This is a genomic window from Bacillus paramobilis, assembly GCF_038096195.1.
Taxonomy (GTDB): Bacteria; Bacillota; Bacilli; order Bacillales; family Bacillaceae_G; genus Bacillus_A; species Bacillus_A mobilis.
Genome location: NZ_CP151108.1, coordinates 3,140,590 through 3,162,614 on the forward strand (window position 1 = coordinate 3,140,590; position 22,025 = coordinate 3,162,614).

The 22,025-nt window shown below is 33.7% G+C and carries 21 protein-coding genes and 1 pseudogene; 6 read left to right on the forward strand and 16 right to left on the reverse strand.

Annotated features, from left to right (window positions below; translation table 11 throughout):
- Window positions 1-4 precede the first annotated feature (4 nt).
- Complete coding sequence (locus AABL52_RS16125) at window positions 5-961, reverse strand: thymidylate synthase (RefSeq protein ID WP_326340919.1); 957 nt, start codon at window positions 959-961, stop codon at window positions 5-7.
- 115 nt (window positions 962-1,076) lie between these two features.
- On the reverse strand, window positions 1,077-3,659 hold the full coding sequence (locus AABL52_RS16130) for a family 78 glycoside hydrolase catalytic domain (protein ID WP_341517927.1): 2,583 nt from the start codon (window positions 3,657-3,659) through the stop codon (window positions 1,077-1,079).
- Window positions 3,660-3,843: 184 nt separating this feature from the next.
- Between AABL52_RS16130 and AABL52_RS16135 the strand changes: the two genes are divergently transcribed.
- A complete protein-coding gene (locus tag AABL52_RS16135) occupies window positions 3,844-5,301 on the forward strand; it encodes a serine hydrolase (RefSeq protein ID WP_341517928.1) in 1,458 nt (485 codons plus the stop codon).
- A gap of 123 nt (window positions 5,302-5,424) precedes the next feature.
- Window positions 5,425-6,708, forward strand: a complete 1,284-nt coding sequence (locus AABL52_RS16140) for a S41 family peptidase (protein ID WP_341517929.1) — start codon at window positions 5,425-5,427, stop codon at window positions 6,706-6,708.
- Between the two features lie 35 nt (window positions 6,709-6,743).
- Here AABL52_RS16140 and AABL52_RS16145 read toward each other — a convergent pair whose 3' ends face one another.
- The 6 genes and pseudogenes from AABL52_RS16145 to AABL52_RS16165 form a co-directional block, all read right to left on the reverse strand.
- The gene (locus AABL52_RS16145; RefSeq protein ID WP_000849643.1) at window positions 6,744-7,673 is read right to left on the reverse strand and encodes an aminoglycoside phosphotransferase family protein; all 930 of its coding nucleotides are present in this window, start codon (window positions 7,671-7,673) and stop codon (window positions 6,744-6,746) included.
- 62 nt (window positions 7,674-7,735) lie between these two features.
- A pseudogene (locus AABL52_RS27150) lies at window positions 7,736-7,930 on the reverse strand (VOC family protein); the annotation flags it as partial.
- 1 nt (window position 7,931) lies between these two features.
- Window positions 7,932-8,567, reverse strand: a complete 636-nt coding sequence (locus AABL52_RS16150; protein ID WP_001174998.1) for an HAD family hydrolase — start codon at window positions 8,565-8,567, stop codon at window positions 7,932-7,934.
- 105 nt (window positions 8,568-8,672) lie between these two features.
- A complete protein-coding gene (locus AABL52_RS16155) occupies window positions 8,673-9,260 on the reverse strand; it encodes a YpjP family protein (RefSeq protein ID WP_001134419.1) in 588 nt (195 codons plus the stop codon).
- A 283-nt stretch (window positions 9,261-9,543) separates the two neighbouring features.
- Window positions 9,544-10,743, reverse strand: a complete 1,200-nt coding sequence (locus tag AABL52_RS16160; protein WP_341517930.1) for an ABC transporter permease — start codon at window positions 10,741-10,743, stop codon at window positions 9,544-9,546.
- A complete protein-coding gene (locus AABL52_RS16165; protein WP_341517931.1) occupies window positions 10,736-11,446 on the reverse strand; it encodes an ABC transporter ATP-binding protein in 711 nt (236 codons plus the stop codon). Before AABL52_RS16165 ends, AABL52_RS16160 begins: the two co-directional genes overlap by 8 nt.
- A gap of 153 nt (window positions 11,447-11,599) precedes the next feature.
- On the opposite strand from AABL52_RS16165, the gene AABL52_RS16170 reads away from it, so the two are divergent.
- Window positions 11,600-12,031 carry a GNAT family N-acetyltransferase gene (locus AABL52_RS16170; protein WP_000009787.1) on the forward strand — a complete coding sequence of 144 codons (432 nt, stop codon included), beginning with the start codon at window positions 11,600-11,602 and terminating at the stop codon, window positions 12,029-12,031.
- 29 nt (window positions 12,032-12,060) lie between these two features.
- On the forward strand, window positions 12,061-12,588 hold the full coding sequence (locus AABL52_RS16175) for an HAD-IIIA family hydrolase (protein WP_000181714.1): 528 nt from the start codon (window positions 12,061-12,063) through the stop codon (window positions 12,586-12,588).
- A gap of 57 nt (window positions 12,589-12,645) precedes the next feature.
- Here the strand turns inward: AABL52_RS16175 and AABL52_RS16180 are convergent, their stop codons facing one another.
- The 6 genes from AABL52_RS16180 to AABL52_RS16205 form a co-directional block, all read right to left on the reverse strand.
- Window positions 12,646-13,086, reverse strand: a complete 441-nt coding sequence (locus AABL52_RS16180; protein ID WP_097844607.1) for a GNAT family N-acetyltransferase — start codon at window positions 13,084-13,086, stop codon at window positions 12,646-12,648.
- Window positions 13,083-13,556, reverse strand: coding sequence for an SAM-dependent methyltransferase (locus AABL52_RS16185; RefSeq protein ID WP_341517932.1), 474 nt, complete (start codon window positions 13,554-13,556; stop codon window positions 13,083-13,085). Before AABL52_RS16185 ends, AABL52_RS16180 begins: the two co-directional genes overlap by 4 nt.
- Before the next feature lie 87 nt (window positions 13,557-13,643).
- The gene (locus AABL52_RS16190; protein ID WP_000848584.1) at window positions 13,644-14,342 is read right to left on the reverse strand and encodes an aspartate/glutamate racemase family protein; all 699 of its coding nucleotides are present in this window, start codon (window positions 14,340-14,342) and stop codon (window positions 13,644-13,646) included.
- Window positions 14,343-14,489: 147 nt separating this feature from the next.
- On the reverse strand, window positions 14,490-15,692 hold the full coding sequence (gene eutG / locus AABL52_RS16195; protein ID WP_001158509.1) for an alcohol dehydrogenase EutG: 1,203 nt from the start codon (window positions 15,690-15,692) through the stop codon (window positions 14,490-14,492).
- A gap of 52 nt (window positions 15,693-15,744) precedes the next feature.
- The gene (locus tag AABL52_RS16200; protein WP_098259058.1) at window positions 15,745-17,184 is read right to left on the reverse strand and encodes a GntP family permease; all 1,440 of its coding nucleotides are present in this window, start codon (window positions 17,182-17,184) and stop codon (window positions 15,745-15,747) included.
- A 208-nt stretch (window positions 17,185-17,392) separates the two neighbouring features.
- Window positions 17,393-18,055 carry an HAD family hydrolase gene (locus tag AABL52_RS16205; RefSeq protein ID WP_341517933.1) on the reverse strand — a complete coding sequence of 221 codons (663 nt, stop codon included), beginning with the start codon at window positions 18,053-18,055 and terminating at the stop codon, window positions 17,393-17,395.
- Between the two features lie 196 nt (window positions 18,056-18,251).
- Here AABL52_RS16205 and AABL52_RS16210 point away from each other — a divergent pair, with 196 nt between their 5' ends.
- On the forward strand, window positions 18,252-19,049 hold the full coding sequence (locus AABL52_RS16210; protein WP_016134364.1) for a lipid II flippase Amj family protein: 798 nt from the start codon (window positions 18,252-18,254) through the stop codon (window positions 19,047-19,049).
- A 24-nt stretch (window positions 19,050-19,073) separates the two neighbouring features.
- Window positions 19,074-19,649 carry a nucleotidyltransferase family protein gene (locus AABL52_RS16215; RefSeq protein ID WP_341517934.1) on the forward strand — a complete coding sequence of 192 codons (576 nt, stop codon included), beginning with the start codon at window positions 19,074-19,076 and terminating at the stop codon, window positions 19,647-19,649.
- Between the two features lie 39 nt (window positions 19,650-19,688).
- Here AABL52_RS16215 and AABL52_RS16220 read toward each other — a convergent pair whose 3' ends face one another.
- Together AABL52_RS16220 and AABL52_RS16225 are read right to left on the reverse strand one after the other, a co-directional pair.
- Window positions 19,689-20,603, reverse strand: coding sequence for an alpha/beta fold hydrolase (locus AABL52_RS16220; protein WP_341517935.1), 915 nt, complete (start codon window positions 20,601-20,603; stop codon window positions 19,689-19,691).
- A gap of 36 nt (window positions 20,604-20,639) precedes the next feature.
- On the reverse strand, window positions 20,640-21,980 hold the full coding sequence (locus AABL52_RS16225) for a sodium-dependent transporter (RefSeq protein ID WP_341517936.1): 1,341 nt from the start codon (window positions 21,978-21,980) through the stop codon (window positions 20,640-20,642).
- Window positions 21,981-22,025 lie beyond the last annotated feature (45 nt).

Here is a 22,025-nt window from a genome sequence, read left to right on the forward strand (position 1 = left end):
ACAATTATACTGCAACCGGTGCTTTAATTGCTGGGTGTGGATCATATCCTTCAATCGTTAAATCTTCCATTTCAAAATCAAATACAGATTTCACATCTGGATTTAATGTAAGTTTCGGGAATGAACGTGGTTCACGTGCCAATTGCTTTTCTACTTGCTCAAAATGATTCGTATAAATGTGAGCATCTCCAATTGTATGAACAAATTCTCCTACTTCAAGTCCGCATTCATGGGCAATTAAATGTGTTAGTAGCGAGTAACTTGCAATGTTAAATGGAATTCCAAGGAATATATCTCCACTTCTTTGATATAGCTGACAAGAAAGTTTGCCATCCGCTACATAAAATTGGAATAACGTATGACAAGGAGGTAATGCCATACTTGGTACATCTTCAGGGTTCCAAGCAGAAACGATTAAACGACGTGAGTCTGGTGTTTTTTTAATCATTTCAATTACATCTTTTAATTGATCAAGTGTCTCACCAGCTGTCGTTTTCCAAGCACGCCACTGCTTACCGTATACGTCTCCTAAATAACCATATTTATTCGAGAAATCATCATCTTCTAAAACGTTCTTTTTAAACAATTCCATTTGCTCATCGTACTGTACTTTAAATTCCTCATCTTGTTGTGAGCGAAGACCGAAATCAGTCATATCAGGACCAGTATACTCATCGCTTTCTACCCAGCTCTTAAATGCCCATTCATTCCAAATATTATTATTATGCTGCAATAAATAACGAATATTTGTATCACCTTTCATAAACCAAAGCAGTTCACTTGCTACAAGGCGAAATGGCACTCTCTTTGTCGTTAATAAAGGAAAACCTTTACTTAGATCAAAACGCATTTGATATCCAAATACAGATACAGTGCCTGTCCCTGTACGATCTTCTTTCTTCGTACCATGCTCCATTACATGGCGGCATAAATTTAAGTATTCATTTTCAGCATGTTTCATATGTAGAAAAACCTTCTTTCAAATCTCTAGTCTATATGGATTTTATCATAAATTTAATGCTAACAGATTGAACAAACTAAATTTATAAAAAAACATTTCTATACTTAACAAAATTCTACTTCTGTATGTTCTTACAAAATCTAAATTCATATGCGCCTGAACCTAATTTCATTTCAGGCATATCACTTGCCTTCCAATCATCTTCCACTATTCGTAATGTGGCTGATGTATTTGTTGGCACATCAACGTTTAATACTGCTTGTCCATGTTCTACACGCCAATCAATTTTAATTTCTCCATATGCTGTTTCACGCTTTATACAAACCCAGTCTAAATTAGAATTAAAATGAGGCTGAATATAAAAATGTTTATATGCAGGTTTTGTTTCATCCACTTCTAATCCAACAATATATCGGTATACCCATTCAACGATAGAGCCATATGCGTAATGATTATAAGAATTCATACTATCATTCCAAAGTGTTCCATCCTCTTTCACGCCATCCCAATGTTCCCAAATCGTTGTGGCACCTTGTTTCACTTGGTATAACCATGATGGATAATCTTCATAAAATAGAAGCTTACAAGCAAGGTCATGACGGTTAAAATCGCTTAATATTAAATTTAAATATGGTGTTCCTATAAAACCAGTTGTTAAATGATTGTTACTTTCTTTTAAAAGCTCAATTAACCGATTAAATACCTTCTCCTTCACATCATCTTTCACTAGTTCAAAAAGAAGTACTAATATGTGGGCTGTTTGAGTATTCGAAATTAACCTACCATTTGGTGTAACGAATTCATTTTGAAACGCTTGAACAATATTTGCATGTAATTCTTTATAAAACGTAGCATCTGTTTTTTCGCCTAAAATCTCAGCAATTTTTTGTATAAGCGATGTTGAATACGCATAAAAAGCCGTAGCAATAAAATACTTGTCTGTTCCGCCTTCATATACATCGGGTTTCGTATCTAATGCAAGCCAATCCCCTAAATGATAGCCTGTATCCCATAAATACTCGTTCTCACCTTGTGAACGTATGTAATCTATATACTTCTTCATACTTTCATATTGTTCTTTTAAAATCGATACATCTCCGTAATGTAAATAATGAACCCACGGACATATAATTGCTGCATCGCCCCAACCACCGGAAGTATCCAGATTAAAATCCGCTCTTTTTCCAAACGCATCTGGTATAACTAAAGGCACAGCTCCGTTTTTATTTTGGTCAAGCGATAAATCTTGAAGCCATTTTTTAAAGAACAATTGGACATTCATAATTTGCGTAGCTGTCCCAATGAACATTTGTGCATCTCCTGTCCATCCGAGTCGATCGTCTCGCTGCGGACAATCTGTTGGCACATCAAAAAAATTCCCTCTTTGAGACCATTCCACATTATGATGAAGTTGATTGATTAATGGATTGGACGTTTCGAATTCAGTCGTTTTTTCCATATCTGTATGTAATACAATCCCTTCAAAATCTGCTATTTGAGGCGGCTGGGTTAATCCACTTATTTTCACATACCTAAAGCCTTGATATGTAAAATGAGGTTCAAACGTTTCCTCTTCCTCTCCTTTTGCTATATACACTATTTTTTGTTTTGCCTTTCGGAGATTTCCAGCGTAAAAACTACCGTCTTTATCCAATATTTCAGCGTGATGCAATTCTATCTTTTGACCACTATAAACATGACGGACTATAAATTGAACCCAACCTACCATATTTTGCCCCATATCAATAAGCCATTCGTGATTCGGTAGTTTTGAAATAGAAATTGGTTTTATAATTTTCATTTTACGAATTGATTTATTTTCTTGCGCAACAACTATTTGTTTAGAATGCTCAAGTACTTCAACATTTTCTAGCTCTTGCACACTTTCTTCTAGTCTAGCATCGTATACTTCACCTTCATAAATTTCTGAGTACAAAATTGGGCTTGAAGTTACCTTCCATGTTTCATCCGTTACAATTTTTTCTTTCGTTCCATCTTCATACGTTATATGTAATTGAGCAATTATTGCTCGTCTTCTCCCATAATAATTACGTACATGATGCACGGTAATCGGCCCTTTATACCAGCCGTTACCCACCAGAGTAGAAATATCATTTTCCCCTATCTTTAATACATGTGTTATATCATACGTTTGATACAATACTCTCTTATCATAACTTGTCCATCCAGGAGTAAAATAACACTCTCCAATACGCTCTCTATTAATAGAAGCCTCATATATTCCTAAACTAGTGATATATAAGCGTGCTTTTTTAACTGCTTTTTTAATAGAAAAACTTTTATTAAAAGACATAACTTGCGTTCGTTCTTTTTTCGCAGTAATCCAGTTTCCGCTCCAATTATCTTGCCCTTGTAACCCCGTCTCCCAAAATCCTACTTTAGACCAAGATGATTCTTCTCCGTAATTATCCCATACCTTTACCCGGTAAAAATAACGTGTCTCTTCTCTGTATGAAAATGAATTGATTGGTATATGTAAACTTTGATCTGTTTCTACTTTTTGCGAATCAAACATTAAAATTTCAAAATCTCTATCCTTCGCAACCTGCAGTTGATAAGCAAATTGTTTTACATTTCGGTTACTCGACTCAAGCTGCCAACTCATTTTCACAACTTTTGAATCTATACCTATCGGATTTTTTTTATTATCACAAAGCACTCTCTTTATTGTTAGCACACTTCTTCACCATCTTTTCTAAATCTTAATTTAAATTAATTATAATAAAAATAAAATTCTAAATAAATAATAATTTTATTCATTCTTACAAAATTATTAACTTTCCATATTTATAAAGGTTTTTATTTTCTATTACCGAAAGTATAGTGCGGTAGAACAAAATTTATATTTGGAGGTTAGAAGTATGTCTAAAATTGAAACTCCTGTTATGACTTCTTTACAAACAACGGTTGAAAGAATGATGAAGGATTTACATGTTCCTGGTTGTGCTGTAGCTGTTATAAAAGATGGTGAAGTTATTATTTCAGAAGGTTTCGGCTATCGTAATATAGAGACAAAAGAGGCTGTTACACCGAGTACTCGGTTCGCAATTGGTTCCTCAACAAAAGCTTTTGGCACACTTTCATTAAGTTTATTAGCGCAGCAAACAAAGTTTAATTGGGATACTCCTGTCCAGACTTATATACCTAACTTCTCTTTATCTGAACTACTTGCTAGCTCACAAGTTACAGGACGAGACTTAGCTTCCCATCGCACTGGGGTTAGTCGTCATGAGGCTCTTTGGTACAGCTCTTCCTTATCTCGAAAAGATCTCGTTGAAAAAATAAAACATTTACAACTTGATGCACCGTTCCGCACAGCATTTCTTTATAACAACTTAATGTATGCAACAATTAGCTACATTGTAGAAAACATTACGAATCAAACGTGGGAGCAATACGCTACAGAACATATTTTAGAACCTTTAAATATGAGACATACAAATTTCTCTGTTACAGATTCACAAACTACAGATGATTATGCTTTACCTTACGTTGAAAATGACGGTGAAATAAAAGAAGTTCCATTCCATAACATCGATACAGTCGGCGCTGCTGGATGTATTAATTCTACAATTGAAGATATGGCAAATTGGGTACTTCTTCACTTAAACAAAGGGAAATTTGGAGACCATGAATTAATCTCCTCTGAATTATTACAACAAATGTATACACCACATAATTCCATTCCAGATCAACCAGTTTTATCACTTCCTGAATCTCCATTAAATAGTTACGGCCTTGGTTGGTTTATTAGCGCTTATCGTGGTAAAAAGGTTATTCATCATGGCGGTAATATTGATGGATTCTCAGCGCTTGTTTCATTCATGCCAAATGAAAATGTAGGTCTTGTTATATTAACGAATGCTGGAGGTACATTACTTCCTATTTATCTAGCAAATCAAATTTACGACGGGCTACTCGGATTAGAAACTATCGACTGGCATAAACGTGCTGTAGAAGATACTGAGAAAATGAAGGAAATGATGAAAGAAGCAACTGAATCACTTCCTGAACAAATGAAAGGGACTACACCTTCTCACAAATTAGAGGATTATACTGGTACTTTTGAACATCCTGCATATGGAACATTACAAGTATACAAACGAGATAATTCGTTATTTGTACAATTTATGGAGATGGATATTCAATTAGCTCATCATCATTACGACATCTTCTCTGCAAAAGTTGACTTATTCCAAATGAAGATGAGTCTACTATTTGCATATGAAATGGATGTGAAAGGTAAATTCCCATCCCTTCAGTTACATGTACCAGCTATGTTAAGTACGCAGCCGCTTGCATTTAAGAAAATTAAATAAATATTTTAATAGAGGGATGATAACACATCCCTCTATTCCTCTTTTCTCTATGCAAAAAAGGATAATACGTAAAGGATACAGAATTCTATTATTTAACTAATTAAATTATCTGGAGGAAAAGCTGTGTACACAGAAATTTTCAAAGAAGTTGTTTCGATTACTCATCACGATTATTCCGGTTGTATTGATAAAAAAGGATGTGACGATCCTACTACTTATTTACAGACAATCGAGAAATTAGAGAAACACGGAGAACTGACACCAGTTCATTTCACTGAAATTGTACGTGATTACTTACTAGACTTTAAAGATAATCATATGTTTTTCAAAATGTACTCTAACAATCAACCTCTTAACAGTGTTGGCTTCCAAGTGAAAAGATACGAAGATCGCCTATATATTACATCCACTTCACACGAAGTAAGAGTGAAAAAAGGACAGTCTATACTAGCATTAGATAATATGAAAATTCCTGAGCTATTAATAAAATATAAGAAGTATTTAAATGAGGCTACATATGAACGAGAAAAATGGGATTATGTTTTATTAAAATCGTCAAATTGTACACTTATAGATGAAGATGGATTGACTCAAACAATTACTTTACAAAAGTATAAACAAAATGAATACACGCCTATTCATTCATTTAAACAGCATAATAAAGATACACTTTTAATTACTTTGACAGATTTCGCAAACACTGAAGCTATTAATAAATTATTAGACTCACACAAAAATGAGCTAAATTCTTTTCCCAATTTAATTATTGATGTGCGTTTGAATCGTGGTGGAAGTGATGATGCATTTTTTAAATTACTTCCTTACATATTCAAAGACAAAGAGATTTCCCTTTTCGATTCTTCAGATATAATGCAATTAAATCATACGGAACGAAACTTTCATTTACGTATGAAAGACATCGAAATGGAAGATTATGATTCTTTAGACGAACTTTCCAAAATATTCACAGATATATTTATTCAAGATTTAAAAAAGAATTATAAAAAAGGGTTCGTTACATTTGATCCTTCTGAATTACCAAAAGAACTTCAATCATTAACAATACACGGAAGAAAATCACCTACTAGAGTAGTGATATTAACAGATGTTACATGCGGAAGTTCTGGTGATTCTTTTGTAGAAGTTGCAAAAAAATCATCGAAAGTAAAAGTAATAGGTCGTCCTACTGCTGGTTTAAATGATTATTCTAATTTAGCGGTAATGAAATGGGCTGATACATTCGCTCTTTATTACCCTACTTCACGGCTTTCTATTATAGATAAAGGCGAAGGAATGTCCGGAATTGGTATACAACCACATATACATATCCCATGGACTCCGGAACATATACAAGAAGATATAGATGTAAAGTTAGCATTACAACTGCTTCAAAACGAAGAATGGTAAAAAATAAAGGTAGATGTGAATCACACCTACCTTTTCTATTTCATATCAATCTTTTCTGGTTGAAACCAAATTGGCTTTAATAACTCAAAGTTTTTATGATCCTCTAAAACGATAGTAAGGCGTTCTAACGTATCATCTAACATATGTGGTGCTGCTCGTAATGACCAGACAACTGATGAGAAAACCGTCATGCCAACATATACCGCATATAAATTCCAGAACTCCTCTGGTATTTTCCCATTAAAGTAGCCTTCTATTTGTCCGATTGAATACGGAATACTAATGTCTCTTGCAAATAGTGCAATCTTTACGAAATCATGAAGTGGGTCGCCCCAGTCATAGCCATTAAAATCAACAACACCTACATATTTCCCATCTCGCACAATTATATTTTCTAAATGAAAATCATCGTGTTGAAATCGATTTGGGCGGTTCTTTAAATATTTTTCATTTTCATCTATAAACTTTATGATTTTATCATCATTTTTTATTTTTATTCCACATGTTTTATATGCCTCTACATATTTTTGGTGTTTTTTCATTGCTCTTTCATACCATGGAAGAATATCCTTAGAAGCTTCATATGTATGCATTTTTGCTAAATCTTTTCCTGCCTCTATACCAATCTCATATTGTTCTTTTGGTGAATACGTAGGCAATAGCTTCTTCGCATCTTCCCCTTCTATATATGAGAAAATACTATATACACCTTCTTCTTCCAATACACCTATTTCAATCGGCCTTTGTGCCTGTACGTTACGTTTTACCATTTCATTTAAAATTTGAAATTCTATTTTCCTTCTTTCATACTCTTGTATATCGCCAATCCGTAACAAATATTTTTCATTATCAATTGTCGTAACTATATATTTCTTATCAGGAGAGAAACCTTTAGAAATTTCTTCAATATTCGCTGCATCTTTTATTATTTGTATATTATTTTGACATGCTGTAATTGTTTTCATTTTTATTCCCCTTACATTTCTACATTTGGTCTATACGCTACTTCTCTATTAATAGCTTGTTATCTAGGCCATAACGTCCTTACGATTTCCTCGTCTACTTCTTTAAAACATATTTCACTTTCTCTCGTACTATATGATACTATATTTACCTTTCTTCATCCAATTATGGAAAATAACAAATCATAAAAAGAAATGGACTCCTCTAATTTGCTACCCAAAATTCAATAATGATGAATGCCTGCACGAAGTGTATTCATATTAAGAATATGCCCCTTGCACTACTTGCACAATTTCCATCGGTGTATTGACCATATAATCTGGTGCATCTTTTTTCACTGTTTCAATAACATCATACCCCCAAGATACCCAAATTACGTTCACCCCAGCCTTTTTACATGCTGCTACATCTCGCTGTTCGTCACCAACGTATAACATATCTTTCTCTGTTATCTTTTTGGATTTTAAAAACCTTTTTATCATTTTATCTTTCCCGAACAAATTTTTTGAACAATACACTTCTTGAATATTTTCTATATCATTATTGTGTAAAAATGCCCGAATATGCTCTTCTGAGTTCGATGATATGACTGCAATCCCGTAACCTTTTTTATGTAGTTCATCTAATACATCCTTCATCCCATGGAACAAAATAAGATCTTTTATAGCAGGTTGATACAATTTATAAAACTCAAGTGCTAATATCGGTAGTTTATACAGTGGTACATCGAGTTGTTTACATCGCTCTGGCATCGTTAATTTACGTAAATACTCAATTTCTTCTTCCCTTACCGTTTTATATCCGTGCTTTTCAGCAAGTTGATTATAAATTGGTACAAATATATTTTGTGAATCTACTAATGTGCCATCAAAGTCAAAAACAATATACTTTTGCATTCCCATACTCCCTTTGCTTCTTTTTCTAAACCTATCTTATTCAACACCGTAGTTGTCTTACCCTTCTATATACATAAAAAAGAACAAGATTTTCTCTTGTTCTTTTTAAGAAAGCCACTTTGGCGGTACATTCGTATTCCAATAAATATTTCCTAATTCATGGTGTCCAGAGTACCCATCATCAAAACGGTGATAGTGGAAATTAAAATAATAACCATCTTGCGGTGGATGATCTCTTCTTACATGAAATCGCAATAAGTCATTTCCTGATTTCGTGTCATACACATGAAAAATCTTTTCATTATTTCCGCCAGCTGGCCTTTGAGAAATCGCTAATGATTGCAATGACTCCTCTGGCACATCACTTGCAAGCTCAGCAATTGCCTCTTCAATTTTCGGTAATATTACATCTTTAAACTCATCTTCAATTACTGGACCAATTTTAGTGCCAAACTTTTGCATCGACTGCTTCTCTGCTTCTTGCATTGCGTACGTAATAAAAGTATCAGTGGTTAACCTGTCATTCGTTTCTTCATATGTATAGGACGTACTCTCCAAATTTTGTTGCCCAGCTGTGCTCGTAGGCTTGTCCGCAGCTTTGGCATTATCAAGCAATATGGAAGGAGGCGTCACTAAACCAAATGTAAATACGGTAATTAATGCGACTAAGGTTTTTCTAAACCAATTTGGCATGTATGTTCCCTCCCCTTTCACTCATTATGTTTTATAAAACGGTTGTTCCTTCTATTATACAAAATGATTGTAATTTTTGCACTTTACAATTTTGTTAACGTTCACATATTTTTCACTTGAATATGAAATTGTAAGATTTCATACAATATAAGTACAACAACAATGAGGAGGCAATCCGATGACTTTAGACGTCATGTATTCCGCCGCAAGCATACTCGTTTTAGTATATTTTCTTTATCAATGTGTGACAGATTAGAAAAAGAGCCGTTTAGCGGCTCTTTTTCTATGGTAAAAATACAATCCAACCAATCCATATTATAAAAATAACCCCGGCAATTACAGCTGGTAATAAATAAAAATGAGAAAGGATAACTATTCCATACAAAAGTAGTACTGGAAGTAATAAATAGCGATCTGCCTTCCATCTTAACAATAGTAATTTTCCTTCATCACAATATAAATGAAGAAACATTTTTTTCGTAAATTCATTCCAATAATCGCGCGCATAACGAGAAATTGCAACTAAAGTAAATGCAAGAATAATAGCTGCAATCCATCTCGGACTCATAATAATACTGACAGTGCTTATACATAGAATTTGAATATAGAATATTCGTGCACTACTTGTACGGAAAAATTCTTTTAAAAAGGATTCAACAATACGAGATTCCTTTTTCTTCCCTAAAAACTTTTTAGAACGCGGAAACATCCACGGTTTTTTATTCGAACTACTCGGTTTAGCTGTATGACCACCAACTTGCATAATCCCACTTGTCCAGCGCATACTTTCTTCTTTCTCTTTCTCAACTTCTTTAAAAAAGCAATTTTTATAATTCAATTTTTCTTTTATCAATACGATAATTAGTAAAACTGCTAGACCGATACTTAGTATAGAATAAAATGGATTTTTATAAATAAGAAGCAGACTCACTCCAAAAAAGGTTAAACTTATAGAAAACATTACATTTTTTATAATCCATAGTAGCCATCGTTTCCCCACACGTACATGAATAAATCTCGTTAATAGCGACAACAGAAATCGAAATACAGTAAAAAACAGCCAAAATAATACGACTTGTATCTTCGTCACTCCGATACCTTTCATCAACACTGGTAACATAGCAACTACTACTATTACATTCGTTATCGCTATTCGAATAAACGTATATGTCATGCCATACTGGATTAACTTTTGCATGTGAGCGGGATACGAAATTAAAAATAAACTATCCGCTTGTTCAAAAAATGAACGAACTCCTCTTGAATATGTAATCACATAAAATGCGAATAGACCTAATCCGAAATAAACTGTCTCTTCCATCGATAATTCTTCTATCCATAGTGAACGATAATAAATTCCTATAAATATAAGTGCAGGAATAATAATATATAGCGCAACTGTCCAATCAGTTATAGAACGTATGGACTTCCATTTACGCCTCACTTCATAACGCAATCTTTTATAAAATTGTTGTTTAATCATGTTGTTCACGCCTTACGATTACATCAAAGCAGTCTAATAATGAACTCCCTGGCATTTCCGCTAACGTTTGGATTGCTTCTAAATGTCCATCTGCGACTAATGTACCTTGTGAAATGAGTAAAAATCTCTCACAAATTCTTTCAGCTGTGTCTAATACGTGCGTACAAAGTAATATACCTGCGCCGCGTTCTTTCTCTTTATATAAATAACTTAAAAACTCTTTCGTAGCTACTGGATCTAAACCGATAAAAGGTTCATCAATGATATAAAAATCCGGTTCAGTTAAAAATGCCAAAATGAGCATTGATTTTTGTTTCATGCCTTTTGAAAACTTTGATAAATACTCATGTTTATGTTTATCCATTCGAAACATATGTAATAATTCTTCAGCTTTCCTTTCCCAGCTTCCGCCCTCATTCTCACGAGCAGCCATTAATAATTCAATATGTTCCCATAGCGTTAAATAATCATAATATGTCGGATGCTCCGGCACATATGCATAAGGGTTCTTTTTTTCACCGAATGATATTTCACCATTCATATTTACAAGTAAACCGAGCATCGTTTTAATCGTCGTACTCTTCCCAGCACCATTCGCACCAATAAGTGCAACTAATTCACCTTTTTTAATTGAAAAAGCAATATCATGAATTGTCTTTTCCCCTATATCATATCCGGCAGAGCGGATATTCACGTCTAACATACATTCCCCTTCTTTCCATTTCCAATACAATCAAGGAAAAGAATAACATATAACTATCTATATATCATTAAAAAATATTTATTTTCATAGCAGGAATAAATATTTTTTAACAGAATATTTAATGTTTGATTACATTTTATTGGAGTGAATTATATGTCTTTTCAAATTCGCGAAGCTACGATAGACGATATAGATGCACTTTGTTCTTTAACAAAAGAATTAAAAGGTTCCTCTATTTCCTATGAAGATATGAACAACCGATTGCGATTCGTAAAAATGAGTCCTTTTGATTTTTTATATGTTTATGAAGAAGAAGACACTATATACGGATTACTTGGGTTTCGTATACGTGAAAATTTAGAAGATATAACTCGTTATGGGGAAATTTCAATTATTAGCGTTGATTCTACAATACGACGAAAAGGCATTGGACAAGTATTAATGGATTATGCAGAACAATTAGCCAAAAAACATAATTGTATTGGTACATGGCTAGTTAGTGGAACAAAAAGAGTAGAAGCACATCCTTTTTATAAAAAATTAGGATATGAAGTGAATGGATATCGATTTGTAAAACATTTTTAAAATACTTATAAATAGAAAGGACTAAAACTATGACAAACATCGAAGCTATTTTTATTGATCGTGACGGTACAATTGGCGGTGACACTACAATACATTATCCTGGATCTTTTACATTATTTCCTTTTACAAAAGCAGCTCTGCAAAAACTAAAATCTCGTAATATAAAAATTTTCTCTTTCACAAACCAGCCAGGTATCGCAGACGGGATAGCGACTGTTGCTGATTTTGCACAAGAATTAAAAGGGTTCGGCTTTGATGATATTTACGTATGTCCTCATAAACACGGTGATGGTTGTGAATGCCGCAAACCCAGTACAGGTATGCTGCTGCAAGCAGCCGAAAAATATGGGCTTGATTTAACCAAATGCGCTGTAATTGGTGATCGCTGGACTGATATTGTTGCAGGAGCAACTGTACATGCGACGACGATATTAGTTCGAACAGGCGCTGGACATGATGCTTTACATACGTACCGTCACAAATGGGCACATATTGAGCCGAACTACATTGCAGAAAACTTTGAAGATGCTACAAATTGGGTTTTAAATCAACTATAATACAAATAAAAAGAGACGTTTTCACAATGAAAACGTCTCTTTTCATTTTATATTTTTTTAAAATGTTAATTCATAATGGAAATAACGATTATCTCTCAAATAACCATTTTCAGCGTATAATCGCTGTGCTGATAAATTATCAATCTCTGTTTGTAATTTTACACCTTTTGCACCATTTTCTAAGGCAAATTCTTTAGCAGCTTCTAGTAATTTTTTACCTGTTCCTGCTCCGCGCTTAGTGGCCTGTACAAACAGATCATTTAATATCCATAATTCTTTCATCGAAATGGAAGAAAATGATGGATATAATTGTGTGAATCCAATATATTCACCGTCTTCAACTGCCACGAAAATAATGGATTCTTTTCTCTCGATTCGATTTCGTAAAAATACTTTTGCTCCTTCTATATCGGAATCTTGTCTATAAAACATACGATAATTATTAAAAATTGATGCTAGTCCATCTAAGTCTGCAATTGTTGCCTCATATATTCTCATTTTACTCCATTCCCCTTCCAATACTGTCTCATTATATCCGTTGCCCATTTAGGCTGTACAATTTCTTCTTTCGGCATAAACTCTTTCATTATCGGCTTTATATCCAATATAGGGGTGCCATCAATAGCATCTAACCCCTCAACCATAATTGATTTACCTTCTCTTTTGATCACCTTTACAATTGTGGCTCCTATGCGATTCGGACGATTTTTCCCGCGCTGTGCAAAAATGCCTACTTTAGGATAATCTTGATTATTTCTAGGATGTCTAGCAAAATATTGAATTTGTTCATCAGCTACTTTATGAAAGTAAAAAACAACTTCAATGTGAGAAAATTTTTCAATCCCTTGTATACTTTCTTCTGTATACATTTCAGTTAAAGTAATATAGGATCTTACTTCTCCCCATTCATCGTCTTTTATTTCCTTTCTTTCATTATGTACAAATGCGATTGGCTGAACTGAAAACATACGCATTCCCCCTTGAATGTAACCACTTACATTATAAAGTATTTTCAGAATGTTTTCCACAAACACGAACTAGGTTACATAATATAATTATACTCTATTTTGTAAAGCAAAATTAACTGCTTCAACTGCATGTATATGAGTTGTGTCGAATATCGGAACTGATACGTCTTCCTGCTTTATTAATAATCCTATTTCTGTACAACCTAATATGATTCCTTGTGCCCCCTCTTGTACTAGCTCTTCTATAACTCTTTTATAATACTCCCTAGATGGAGATGTTATCTTTCCTAAACATAATTCTGTATATATTACTTCGTTTACCTTATCTCTATCCTTTTTTGATGGAACCATTACTTTTATATGATTTTCCTCTATGCGTAATTTATAAAAGTCTTGCTCCATTGTATATTTAGTTCCAAGTAAACCAACCTTTTGAATATCTTTCTTTTTAATTTCTTTTGCAGTTGCATCAGCGATATGTAAGACTGGAATATGAATATTCTCCTTTATTTTCTCAATTACTTTATGCATTGTATTTGTGCAAATAATTATAAAATCGGCTCCTCCCTTTTGTAACGAATATGCTGCATTTCCTAATAATTCTCCTGCTCCATTCCAATCTCCGTTAGACTGGAATCGTTCAATCTCTTCAAAGTCCACACTATTAATCATACATTTTGCCGAATGTAACCCTCCTAATCTCTCTTTTATTTCTCCATTTATGATTCGATAATATTCAGAAGTTGATTCCCAACTCATACCACCAATTAAACCTATTGTTTTCATTACATAACACCTACCTTTGACTATTTTCTTTAGCTAATCATAACATTTTATTATGTATATTATACACAATAAAACAAGACTTTACGTTTATAATATAAAGTCTTGTTTTAACTATTTCCAAGGAAATTTTATAAGAATATTCTGAAATTATTTTTCTAATGTTTTTATAGAATCTTCATATTGATAATGGAAACACTCTCGATACAACTGTTTAATTTCATCATATGATGGCACACGTGGATTATTTGCTGGACTTCCACTTTCAATTGCATCTGATGCCATTTTAGAAATAGCCTTTTCAAATTCAACTTCACCAATTCCGTATTCTTTTAAGTTTGGAATTCGGAGATCAAAACAAAGTTTTTTTATTTCCCTCAGCGTGTAGTCTGCTACTTCTTCATCACGATAGGAATACAAATCTTTATTTAAACAACGTCCAATTTTCGCTAGTCTTTTTACTGCACTAACTTTTGTATATTCTAAAACTGTAGGTAATAGTATTGCATTTGATATACCATGTGGTACATGAAATAACGCCCCTACTGGTCTGGACATTCCATGAACTAGCGTAACAGATGCATTTGAAAATGCGATTCCAGCTTGTAAGGACGCAATCATCATCGCTTCTCTTGCCTCCATATTCTCTCCATCTTCATATGCAATACGTAAATATTTCATAATACTTTCAATTGCGGAAAGTGCAAGTACATCGGTAAGTGATTGTGAAACTTTAGAAATATATGCTTCGACTGCATGACATAATGCATCTATCCCTGTTGCTGCTGTAATATGCGGTGGTACCGAACGTGTTAGAATTGGGTCAATAATCGCTACTTGCGGGGTGAAATTTGGATGCTTCATCATCATTTTTACATCTGTTCGTTTATTCGTAATTACTGCTACACTTGTTACTTCCGATCCAGTACCAGAAGTTGTTGGGATTGCAATTAGTGGTAGCGGATCATTGTCTATTTCCATATCTTTTTGGACATAATCTTCCACTTCTCCACCATTTGTATATAACACCGCAACTGCTTTCGCTGCATCTATACAACTTCCACCACCAATACCGATAATAAAATCACACTTTCCTTCTTTACAAAGTGTTAACGCTTCTAACACGTGTATATTTGTAGGCTCAGCATTTACTTTATTATATGTAATAACAGTTATACCTTTCGTATTTAGTTGTTGTATACACCTCTCAACATATCCTAAATCCTCCATAATTGTATCCGTAACTATAAACGCTCTTTTCCCCAACTTCTTAGATTGTTCCCCCAGCTTTTCAAGCGAATTTCTTCCATATAATACAGACTTCGGCATACGGAACTCAGCAACTTCTTGCAAGTACTCCACCCCTTCTTACCCTAATTAATGTTTTAGTTTATAAAATATCGGCTTAATAAATTCCTGTTACAGTATAGAATGCAATAACTAAAAACACAGCAACCGTTTTCAAAACTGTAATAGCAAAAATATCTTTATATGACTGTTTATGTGTTAAACCTGTCACTGTAAGAATAGTAATAATAGCCCCGTTATGCGGTAATGTATCCATTCCTCCTGATGCCATTGACACAATACGATGCATCACTTCTAATGGAATATCAAATTGATTGGCCGCTGCAATAAACTTATCTCCCATCGCACTTAAAACAATTCCCATTCCTCCTGATGCAGAGCCTGTAATACCTGCTAAAATATTCGTCGTGACCGCTCCATTCACTAGAGGATTTGTGAATGTGGCAGAAATACCATCTCTCATAATTGCGAAGCCTGGAAGTGCCGCGATGACACCACCGAATCCAAACTCAGCTCCTGTATTCATCGTTGCAAGTAGCGCTCCACCAATACTTGTATTCAATCCAGCTTGAAATCCTGTTACTACTCGTTTCCAATATAATAATAACGTAGTTACTATACCTATAATAAGTGCCAATTCTACTGACCAAATTCCAACTACTGCACTTAATTCTACTTTTCCAAATGTTTTCATACCAATTGTAGAAAAATCAAAACCATTTGGGTACCACTTCGGTATCATAATAGTAAACACCTTATTCATTACACCTACTAAAATAAGTGGTATAAAAGCAATCACTTGCTGAATTCTTGTAATTTCAATACTTTTAAGTAACGGCATATCTTTTTGTTCTACTTGCAAAGAAGCTGCTGTTTCAGTATCCCCATCGTTAAAACCAAAATACCCTTCTCCTGCTGACTTCGCCTTCTTACGTCTACTCTCTAAGTATAGTAAACCTAACGTAAGTACAAAAATTGCCCCTACAATACCAAGTATCGGCGCAGCATAAATGTCCGTTTTAAAAAATGTTGTAGGTATTACGTTTTGAATTTGTGGTGATCCAGGTAGCGCATCCATTGTAAACGTGACTGCTCCAAGTACAATCGTTCCAGGGATTAAACGCTTCGGGATATTCGCTTGTCGAAACAGCTTAGCTGCGAACGGATATACAGCAAACACTACTACGTACACACTAACACCACTATACGTTAAAATCGCACCCATTAATACAATCGCTAAAATCGTACGTTTTTCACCAACTAACTCTATAATTGTCTTTGCAATCGAGTCTGCAATTCCTGACATTTCAACTACTTTCCCAAATATTGCCCCAAGTAAAAATACAGGGAAATATAGTTTAATAAAACCTACCATTTTCTCCATAAAGATATTCGAAAAGAAAGGTAATACAAAACTAGGCTCTGTCAAAAATACCGCAAATAATGCAAATATCGGTGCAAATAAAATAACAGAAAACCCTCTATATGCTACAAACATTAGTAAACTAAGTGCTAATAATATAATAACTAGCTCCAATTATACCCCTCCTTTAGACTGAAAATTCTAAATTTTATAGATAAACTTCTACTAATCTTTTGATTCTGACACCCCTCCTCTTATTCATACAAATTTTTCATGCTAAAAATGTCTAATTATAAGTATTCGATTACATATGAAAAATCCCTTTAAACATAAACGATTTCATCGTCATACGTTATAAAGGGATGTTTAGTCTCTATATTTACTACTTTACCAAACTATTTTCTAAACAAAAATGATGTAGTTCTTTTACATCCTTTACTATATAAGTCGCACCAACTTCAGTCAATTCTGTTTCACTACCATAGCCATATAATATACCGACTGAAGCAATTCCATTATAATTCGCCCCTATGATATCGTGTTTTCTATCTCCAATCATAACAATTTCTTCTTTATTAAGTTCTTCATTTGTTTGTAAAATATGAGCAATAATTTCTTCTTTTTTTATTCTCGTACCATCTAAATTACTTCCAATAATACCTTCGAAATAATTCGTTAGTTGAAAATGCTCTAAAACTTGTTCAGCAAATATAGTAGGCTTTGAAGTTGCTATAAATAAACGATTTCCGGTATCTTTTAATTGTTTTAAAAGATTTGGAATATCCTCGTAAACATTATTTTCTAACAATCCACGCTGCTTTAAATACTCTCTGAAATAAAAAACAGCTCGTTCAACTTCTCCTTCATTCATATTGTATCTCTCTACGAATGATTGCTGAATGGGCGGACCAATAAATGAATTTAACTCGTTTATATGTAATTCTTCAATTCCAAGCTTTTTTAATGCATACAATACTGAATTTACAATTCCTTCTTTCGGATCCGTCAATGTTCCATCTAAATCAAATAGAAATGTTGTGTACATGTTTCAATCCCCCACTCATTTTACTTTATACGTAACATATAACAGCTTTTCCCACTTCTTCTTTTATTATAATACTATCATTATCTTTTTTTCTGAAAAATTACTTTTCCTATGTCACATACTTTCAGTTACAAAAAAAGATACATATGGTAAAGTAAAAAAGTTATAATTATTTTAATAGAAACTGGTGAAACAAATGTCAATTACGTTAATTTTTATAATGGCCTTTACAATTATAATTCACGCAGTCGAAACAAGTTCTTATAGTATTCGATTAGCAGGAGTTCGTTTGAAAAAGATTGCCGTTGCTTTATCTGTTGTAGGGATGGTATTACTTATTTCAAGAACATCAAACTTACTACAAGCCTTTTTAATCGGTGGAATTGTCGATGAAGCAAAATTAGATTCTTCTATTAATTTAGAGCATATTATACGACTTGTACTATTATCTGCTTCTATCGGTACATTACTTGCGATTTTACTATATCCAACTTTGACCAAACTATTTGGATACGTCATTCAAAACTTTGAAACAGACGGTTCTTTCATTCGAATGATGAAAACGAATAACATTCAAAAATTAAAGTACACAAAAAGATATGTACGGTTTCCAAAGTTAGAAATGATTCATAGACTACGCATTGGTGGTATCCCAAAGCGTATTATGCTTATTAACATGTTTGCTACTGCAATTTATACAGCAGGGGTTCTTTCTGCCCTTTATGCCTCTTTTCTAAATCCAGATTACGCAACAAATGCAAGTACAGCTTCTGGCCTTGTGAATGGTTTTGCTACAATTTTATTAACAGTGTTACTCGATCCACGTATAGCACTTTTGACAGAACGCGCTTTACAATCAGAAAATGGCGCTGAATCTATGAGTAAAATGTATGGCTGGCTAATGATATCTAGACTTCTCGGTACTTTACTCGCACAACTGTTGTTCGTACCAGGTGCTTACTGGATTTTATGGATTATTGAACTGATGCATTAATTTACTAGAAAGGTGGATTTATCAATGAAGATACAAACAGAGCAAGATATCGTTCGCTTAATAGAAAACGACGAATGGATGATGAATGTATTACAAATGGCCAAATCACTAGAACTACCTGATTGGTGGATTTGTGCCGGATTTGTTCGTTCTAAAATTTGGGATACTTTACATAATTACGAAGCTAGAACGGCTATGCCTGATGTTGATGTGATTTATTATGATAGTCTACATAAAGATGAGATATACGAACAATCATTAGAAACGAAATTAAAGAATATTGATGCTACGATCCCTTGGTCGGTAAAAAATCAAGCTCGTATGCATGTAGTGAATAATATGCCACCGTATTCTTCTTCTGTTGATGCTATTTCTAAATTTCCTGAAACAGCAACTGCTTTAGGAGTTACGCTTGACGAACTAAACAACGTCATATTAACGGCCCCATGCGGGATTGAAGATGTGCTCTCATTACAAGTGAAACCGACAGCTCATTTTCTTGAATCGAAAGAACGAATACATATGTACAAAAATAGAGTTAATAAAAAGAATTGGCAAGATAAATGGCCTAATATTACAATCACTCATCCAGAAATTTAAAATAGAGCGCTTCGCATTATACGAAGCGCTCCTTCTTTTTTAGTTCAAAAAATGAATGACTGTTTCAGCAAATCGATCAGCTTCCTCATAATGTGGTGTATGGCCACTCTCTTCGAATACAATATACTCTCCATTTTGAGCATCTTTATTAAACGTATCAATTTGTTTTTCACACGTTACTGCATCGTATTTTCCTACAATTAATAACATTGGATTTTGTATTTCTTTTATTTTTTGTAATAATGAAGTATGAACTGCTCCTTCTACTTTTAATCTATCAAAATGAATTTTGGAGCGATTTGAAAATACTTCCCACACTTCATCACTATATAAACTCTCGTCTGTCACATCTTCCTTATAATTGTAAATCTCCATTCTTTTTTCTTCTAATTTATCACTTAGTCTTATATAAGCTTCTAGCAACTCTTCTGAACTAGCATTGCTAGAAGAATAAGCAAGGGACTCTTCTGCTACTTCTTCTTTTCCATATTTTTTTAATAAATGCCCTGTCTTTTGTAACAAAGCTTTACTTGTTAATGCAAAATCAAAAGTTGGCCCTTCAAATATTATTCTCTGTATTGAACTTGGATATATCGACGCATATAACAATGCTACATATCCACCGAAAGAATGTCCAATTACAGACCACTTCTCAATGTGTAATACTTTTTTTAGTTCCTCACAGTCTTCAATCAAATCATTTAATCCAAAAGCTTCGTCCTCAGTAATTTCTTCTGAGCGACAAACACCTCTTTGATCAATCATAATTACATATAAAGAATCTTTTAAACGTTCCGCTTGATGAAATGAAAAATCATAGCAACTTTCTCCCGGTCCACCATGCAAGAATAAGACTGGTTTATCTTTAGGATTTCCATGCGTTTCAACGTATAGCTTTTTCCCTCTAATATTCATGTATTTCCCTGCTTCTATCAAATTCGCCTTTATAATCATCACCTCATTTTTTACTGAATATTATAACATTTGACATTAAATAATTCCTATTACGTTTAAAAAGACGATGATTATTGCAAGTGGCGCTACAAATCGAAGTAAAAACGCCCAACAAGTAAATACTTTCTTTCCATAATTTCCACCTACAAAAAACTCTGCTTCTAGCACCTTTTTTTCCATTTTGAATGAAACGAAAATACTAATAAATAGCGCTCCGAGTGGCATTAATATATTACTAGATAAAAAGTCTACTGCATCAAAAATATTTTTTCCAAAAATTGTAATATCACTCCATACTCCAAATGATAGTGCGGATGGTATACCCACTAAGAAAATGCTGAAACCGATCATCCATGATAATTTCGTTCTTCTTTCTTGTTCACCATTTGCTAATGCTGAAACAACTGTCTCTAATAGAGAAAATGCTGATGTTAATGTCGCAAATGTAAATAGTGCGAGAAATACTGTTAAGAAAAACCCACCGAATGGAATTTGACTAAATACTGATGGTAATACGATAAATAGTAATCCAGGCCCTTCTGTTGGCTCCATTCCTAATGAAAATACGGCCGGAAAAATAGCAAGACCTGCAAATAGTGAAACAAATAAATTCAATCCAACAATTGTTATTGCTGATTTTGGTAAACTTTCTTTTTTATTTAAATACGAACTATACGTAACCATAATCGAAATTCCTATGCTAATCGCAAAGAATGATTGGCCCATTGCGAACAAAATACTTTCTGAAGTAATCTTTGAGAAATCTGGTTGTAAGAAAAACTTCACACCTTGCATTGCATTATCAAGTGTTAACGAGCGAATAATAAGAGCAACAAATAAAACGAACAATGCTGGTAGCATATATTTACTTGCTTTTTCAATTCCATTTTGTACACCCTTTGATACAACCCAAATCGTAATGAACATAAAAGCGAAATGCCCCATAATCGCCCAAGCGGGATTTCCAATTGTTTCAGTAAATAACGAACCGTAATTTTGTCCCGGAGTTATAAGTTGTCCAGTTACTCCTCTGAATAAATAAATTAGTACCCATCCACCTACAACACTATAAAACGAAAGTAGTATAAAACATGTTCCAACGCCAAGGCGTCCAATCCAGTGCCATCCTGTATTAGGTGCGATACTTTTAAATGCGCCAACTGCTTGTTTCTGCGTACTGCGTCCAATCATAAATTCAGCTATAAGTAGTGGTAGTCCAATTAATACAGTAAATAATATAAAGATTAAAAAGAATGCTCCTCCCCCACTCTTCCCAGCGATATAAGGAAACTTCCATATTGCGCCTAGTCCAATTGCAGATCCTGCTGCAGCCATTATAAACCCTAATTTCGAAGTCCATTGCTCCGTCTGTTTCATCTTATTTTCCTCCTAATTACATCTTTTTATATAAATAATTAAATT

Bases quoted from the DNA above. Each gene is read 5' to 3' on its own strand.
- AABL52_RS16125 (WP_326340919.1), bottom strand. From the start codon at position 961: ATGAAACATGCTGAAAATGAATACTTAAATTTATGCCGCCATGTAATG.
- AABL52_RS16135 (WP_341517928.1), top strand. From the start codon at position 3,844: ATGTCTAAAATTGAAACTCCTGTTATGACTTCTTTACAAACAACGGTT.
- AABL52_RS16145 (WP_000849643.1), bottom strand. From the start codon at position 7,673: ATGAAAACAATTACAGCATGTCAAAATAATATACAAATAATAAAAGAT.
- AABL52_RS16150 (WP_001174998.1), bottom strand. From the start codon at position 8,567: ATGCAAAAGTATATTGTTTTTGACTTTGATGGCACATTAGTAGATTCA.
- AABL52_RS16155 (WP_001134419.1), bottom strand. From the start codon at position 9,260: ATGCCAAATTGGTTTAGAAAAACCTTAGTCGCATTAATTACCGTATTT.
- AABL52_RS16160 (WP_341517930.1), bottom strand. From the start codon at position 10,743: ATGATTAAACAACAATTTTATAAAAGATTGCGTTATGAAGTGAGGCGT.
- AABL52_RS16165 (WP_341517931.1), bottom strand. From the start codon at position 11,446: ATGTTAGACGTGAATATCCGCTCTGCCGGATATGATATAGGGGAAAAG.
- AABL52_RS16170 (WP_000009787.1), top strand. From the start codon at position 11,600: ATGTCTTTTCAAATTCGCGAAGCTACGATAGACGATATAGATGCACTT.
- AABL52_RS16175 (WP_000181714.1), top strand. From the start codon at position 12,061: ATGACAAACATCGAAGCTATTTTTATTGATCGTGACGGTACAATTGGC.
- AABL52_RS16180 (WP_097844607.1), bottom strand. From the start codon at position 13,086: ATGAGAATATATGAGGCAACAATTGCAGACTTAGATGGACTAGCATCA.
- AABL52_RS16185 (WP_341517932.1), bottom strand. From the start codon at position 13,556: ATGTTTTCAGTTCAGCCAATCGCATTTGTACATAATGAAAGAAAGGAA.
- AABL52_RS16190 (WP_000848584.1), bottom strand. From the start codon at position 14,342: ATGAAAACAATAGGTTTAATTGGTGGTATGAGTTGGGAATCAACTTCT.
- AABL52_RS16205 (WP_341517933.1), bottom strand. From the start codon at position 18,055: ATGTACACAACATTTCTATTTGATTTAGATGGAACATTGACGGATCCG.
- AABL52_RS16210 (WP_016134364.1), top strand. From the start codon at position 18,252: ATGTCAATTACGTTAATTTTTATAATGGCCTTTACAATTATAATTCAC.
- AABL52_RS16215 (WP_341517934.1), top strand. From the start codon at position 19,074: ATGAAGATACAAACAGAGCAAGATATCGTTCGCTTAATAGAAAACGAC.
- AABL52_RS16220 (WP_341517935.1), bottom strand. From the start codon at position 20,603: ATGATTATAAAGGCGAATTTGATAGAAGCAGGGAAATACATGAATATT.
- AABL52_RS16225 (WP_341517936.1), bottom strand. From the start codon at position 21,980: ATGAAACAGACGGAGCAATGGACTTCGAAATTAGGGTTTATAATGGCT.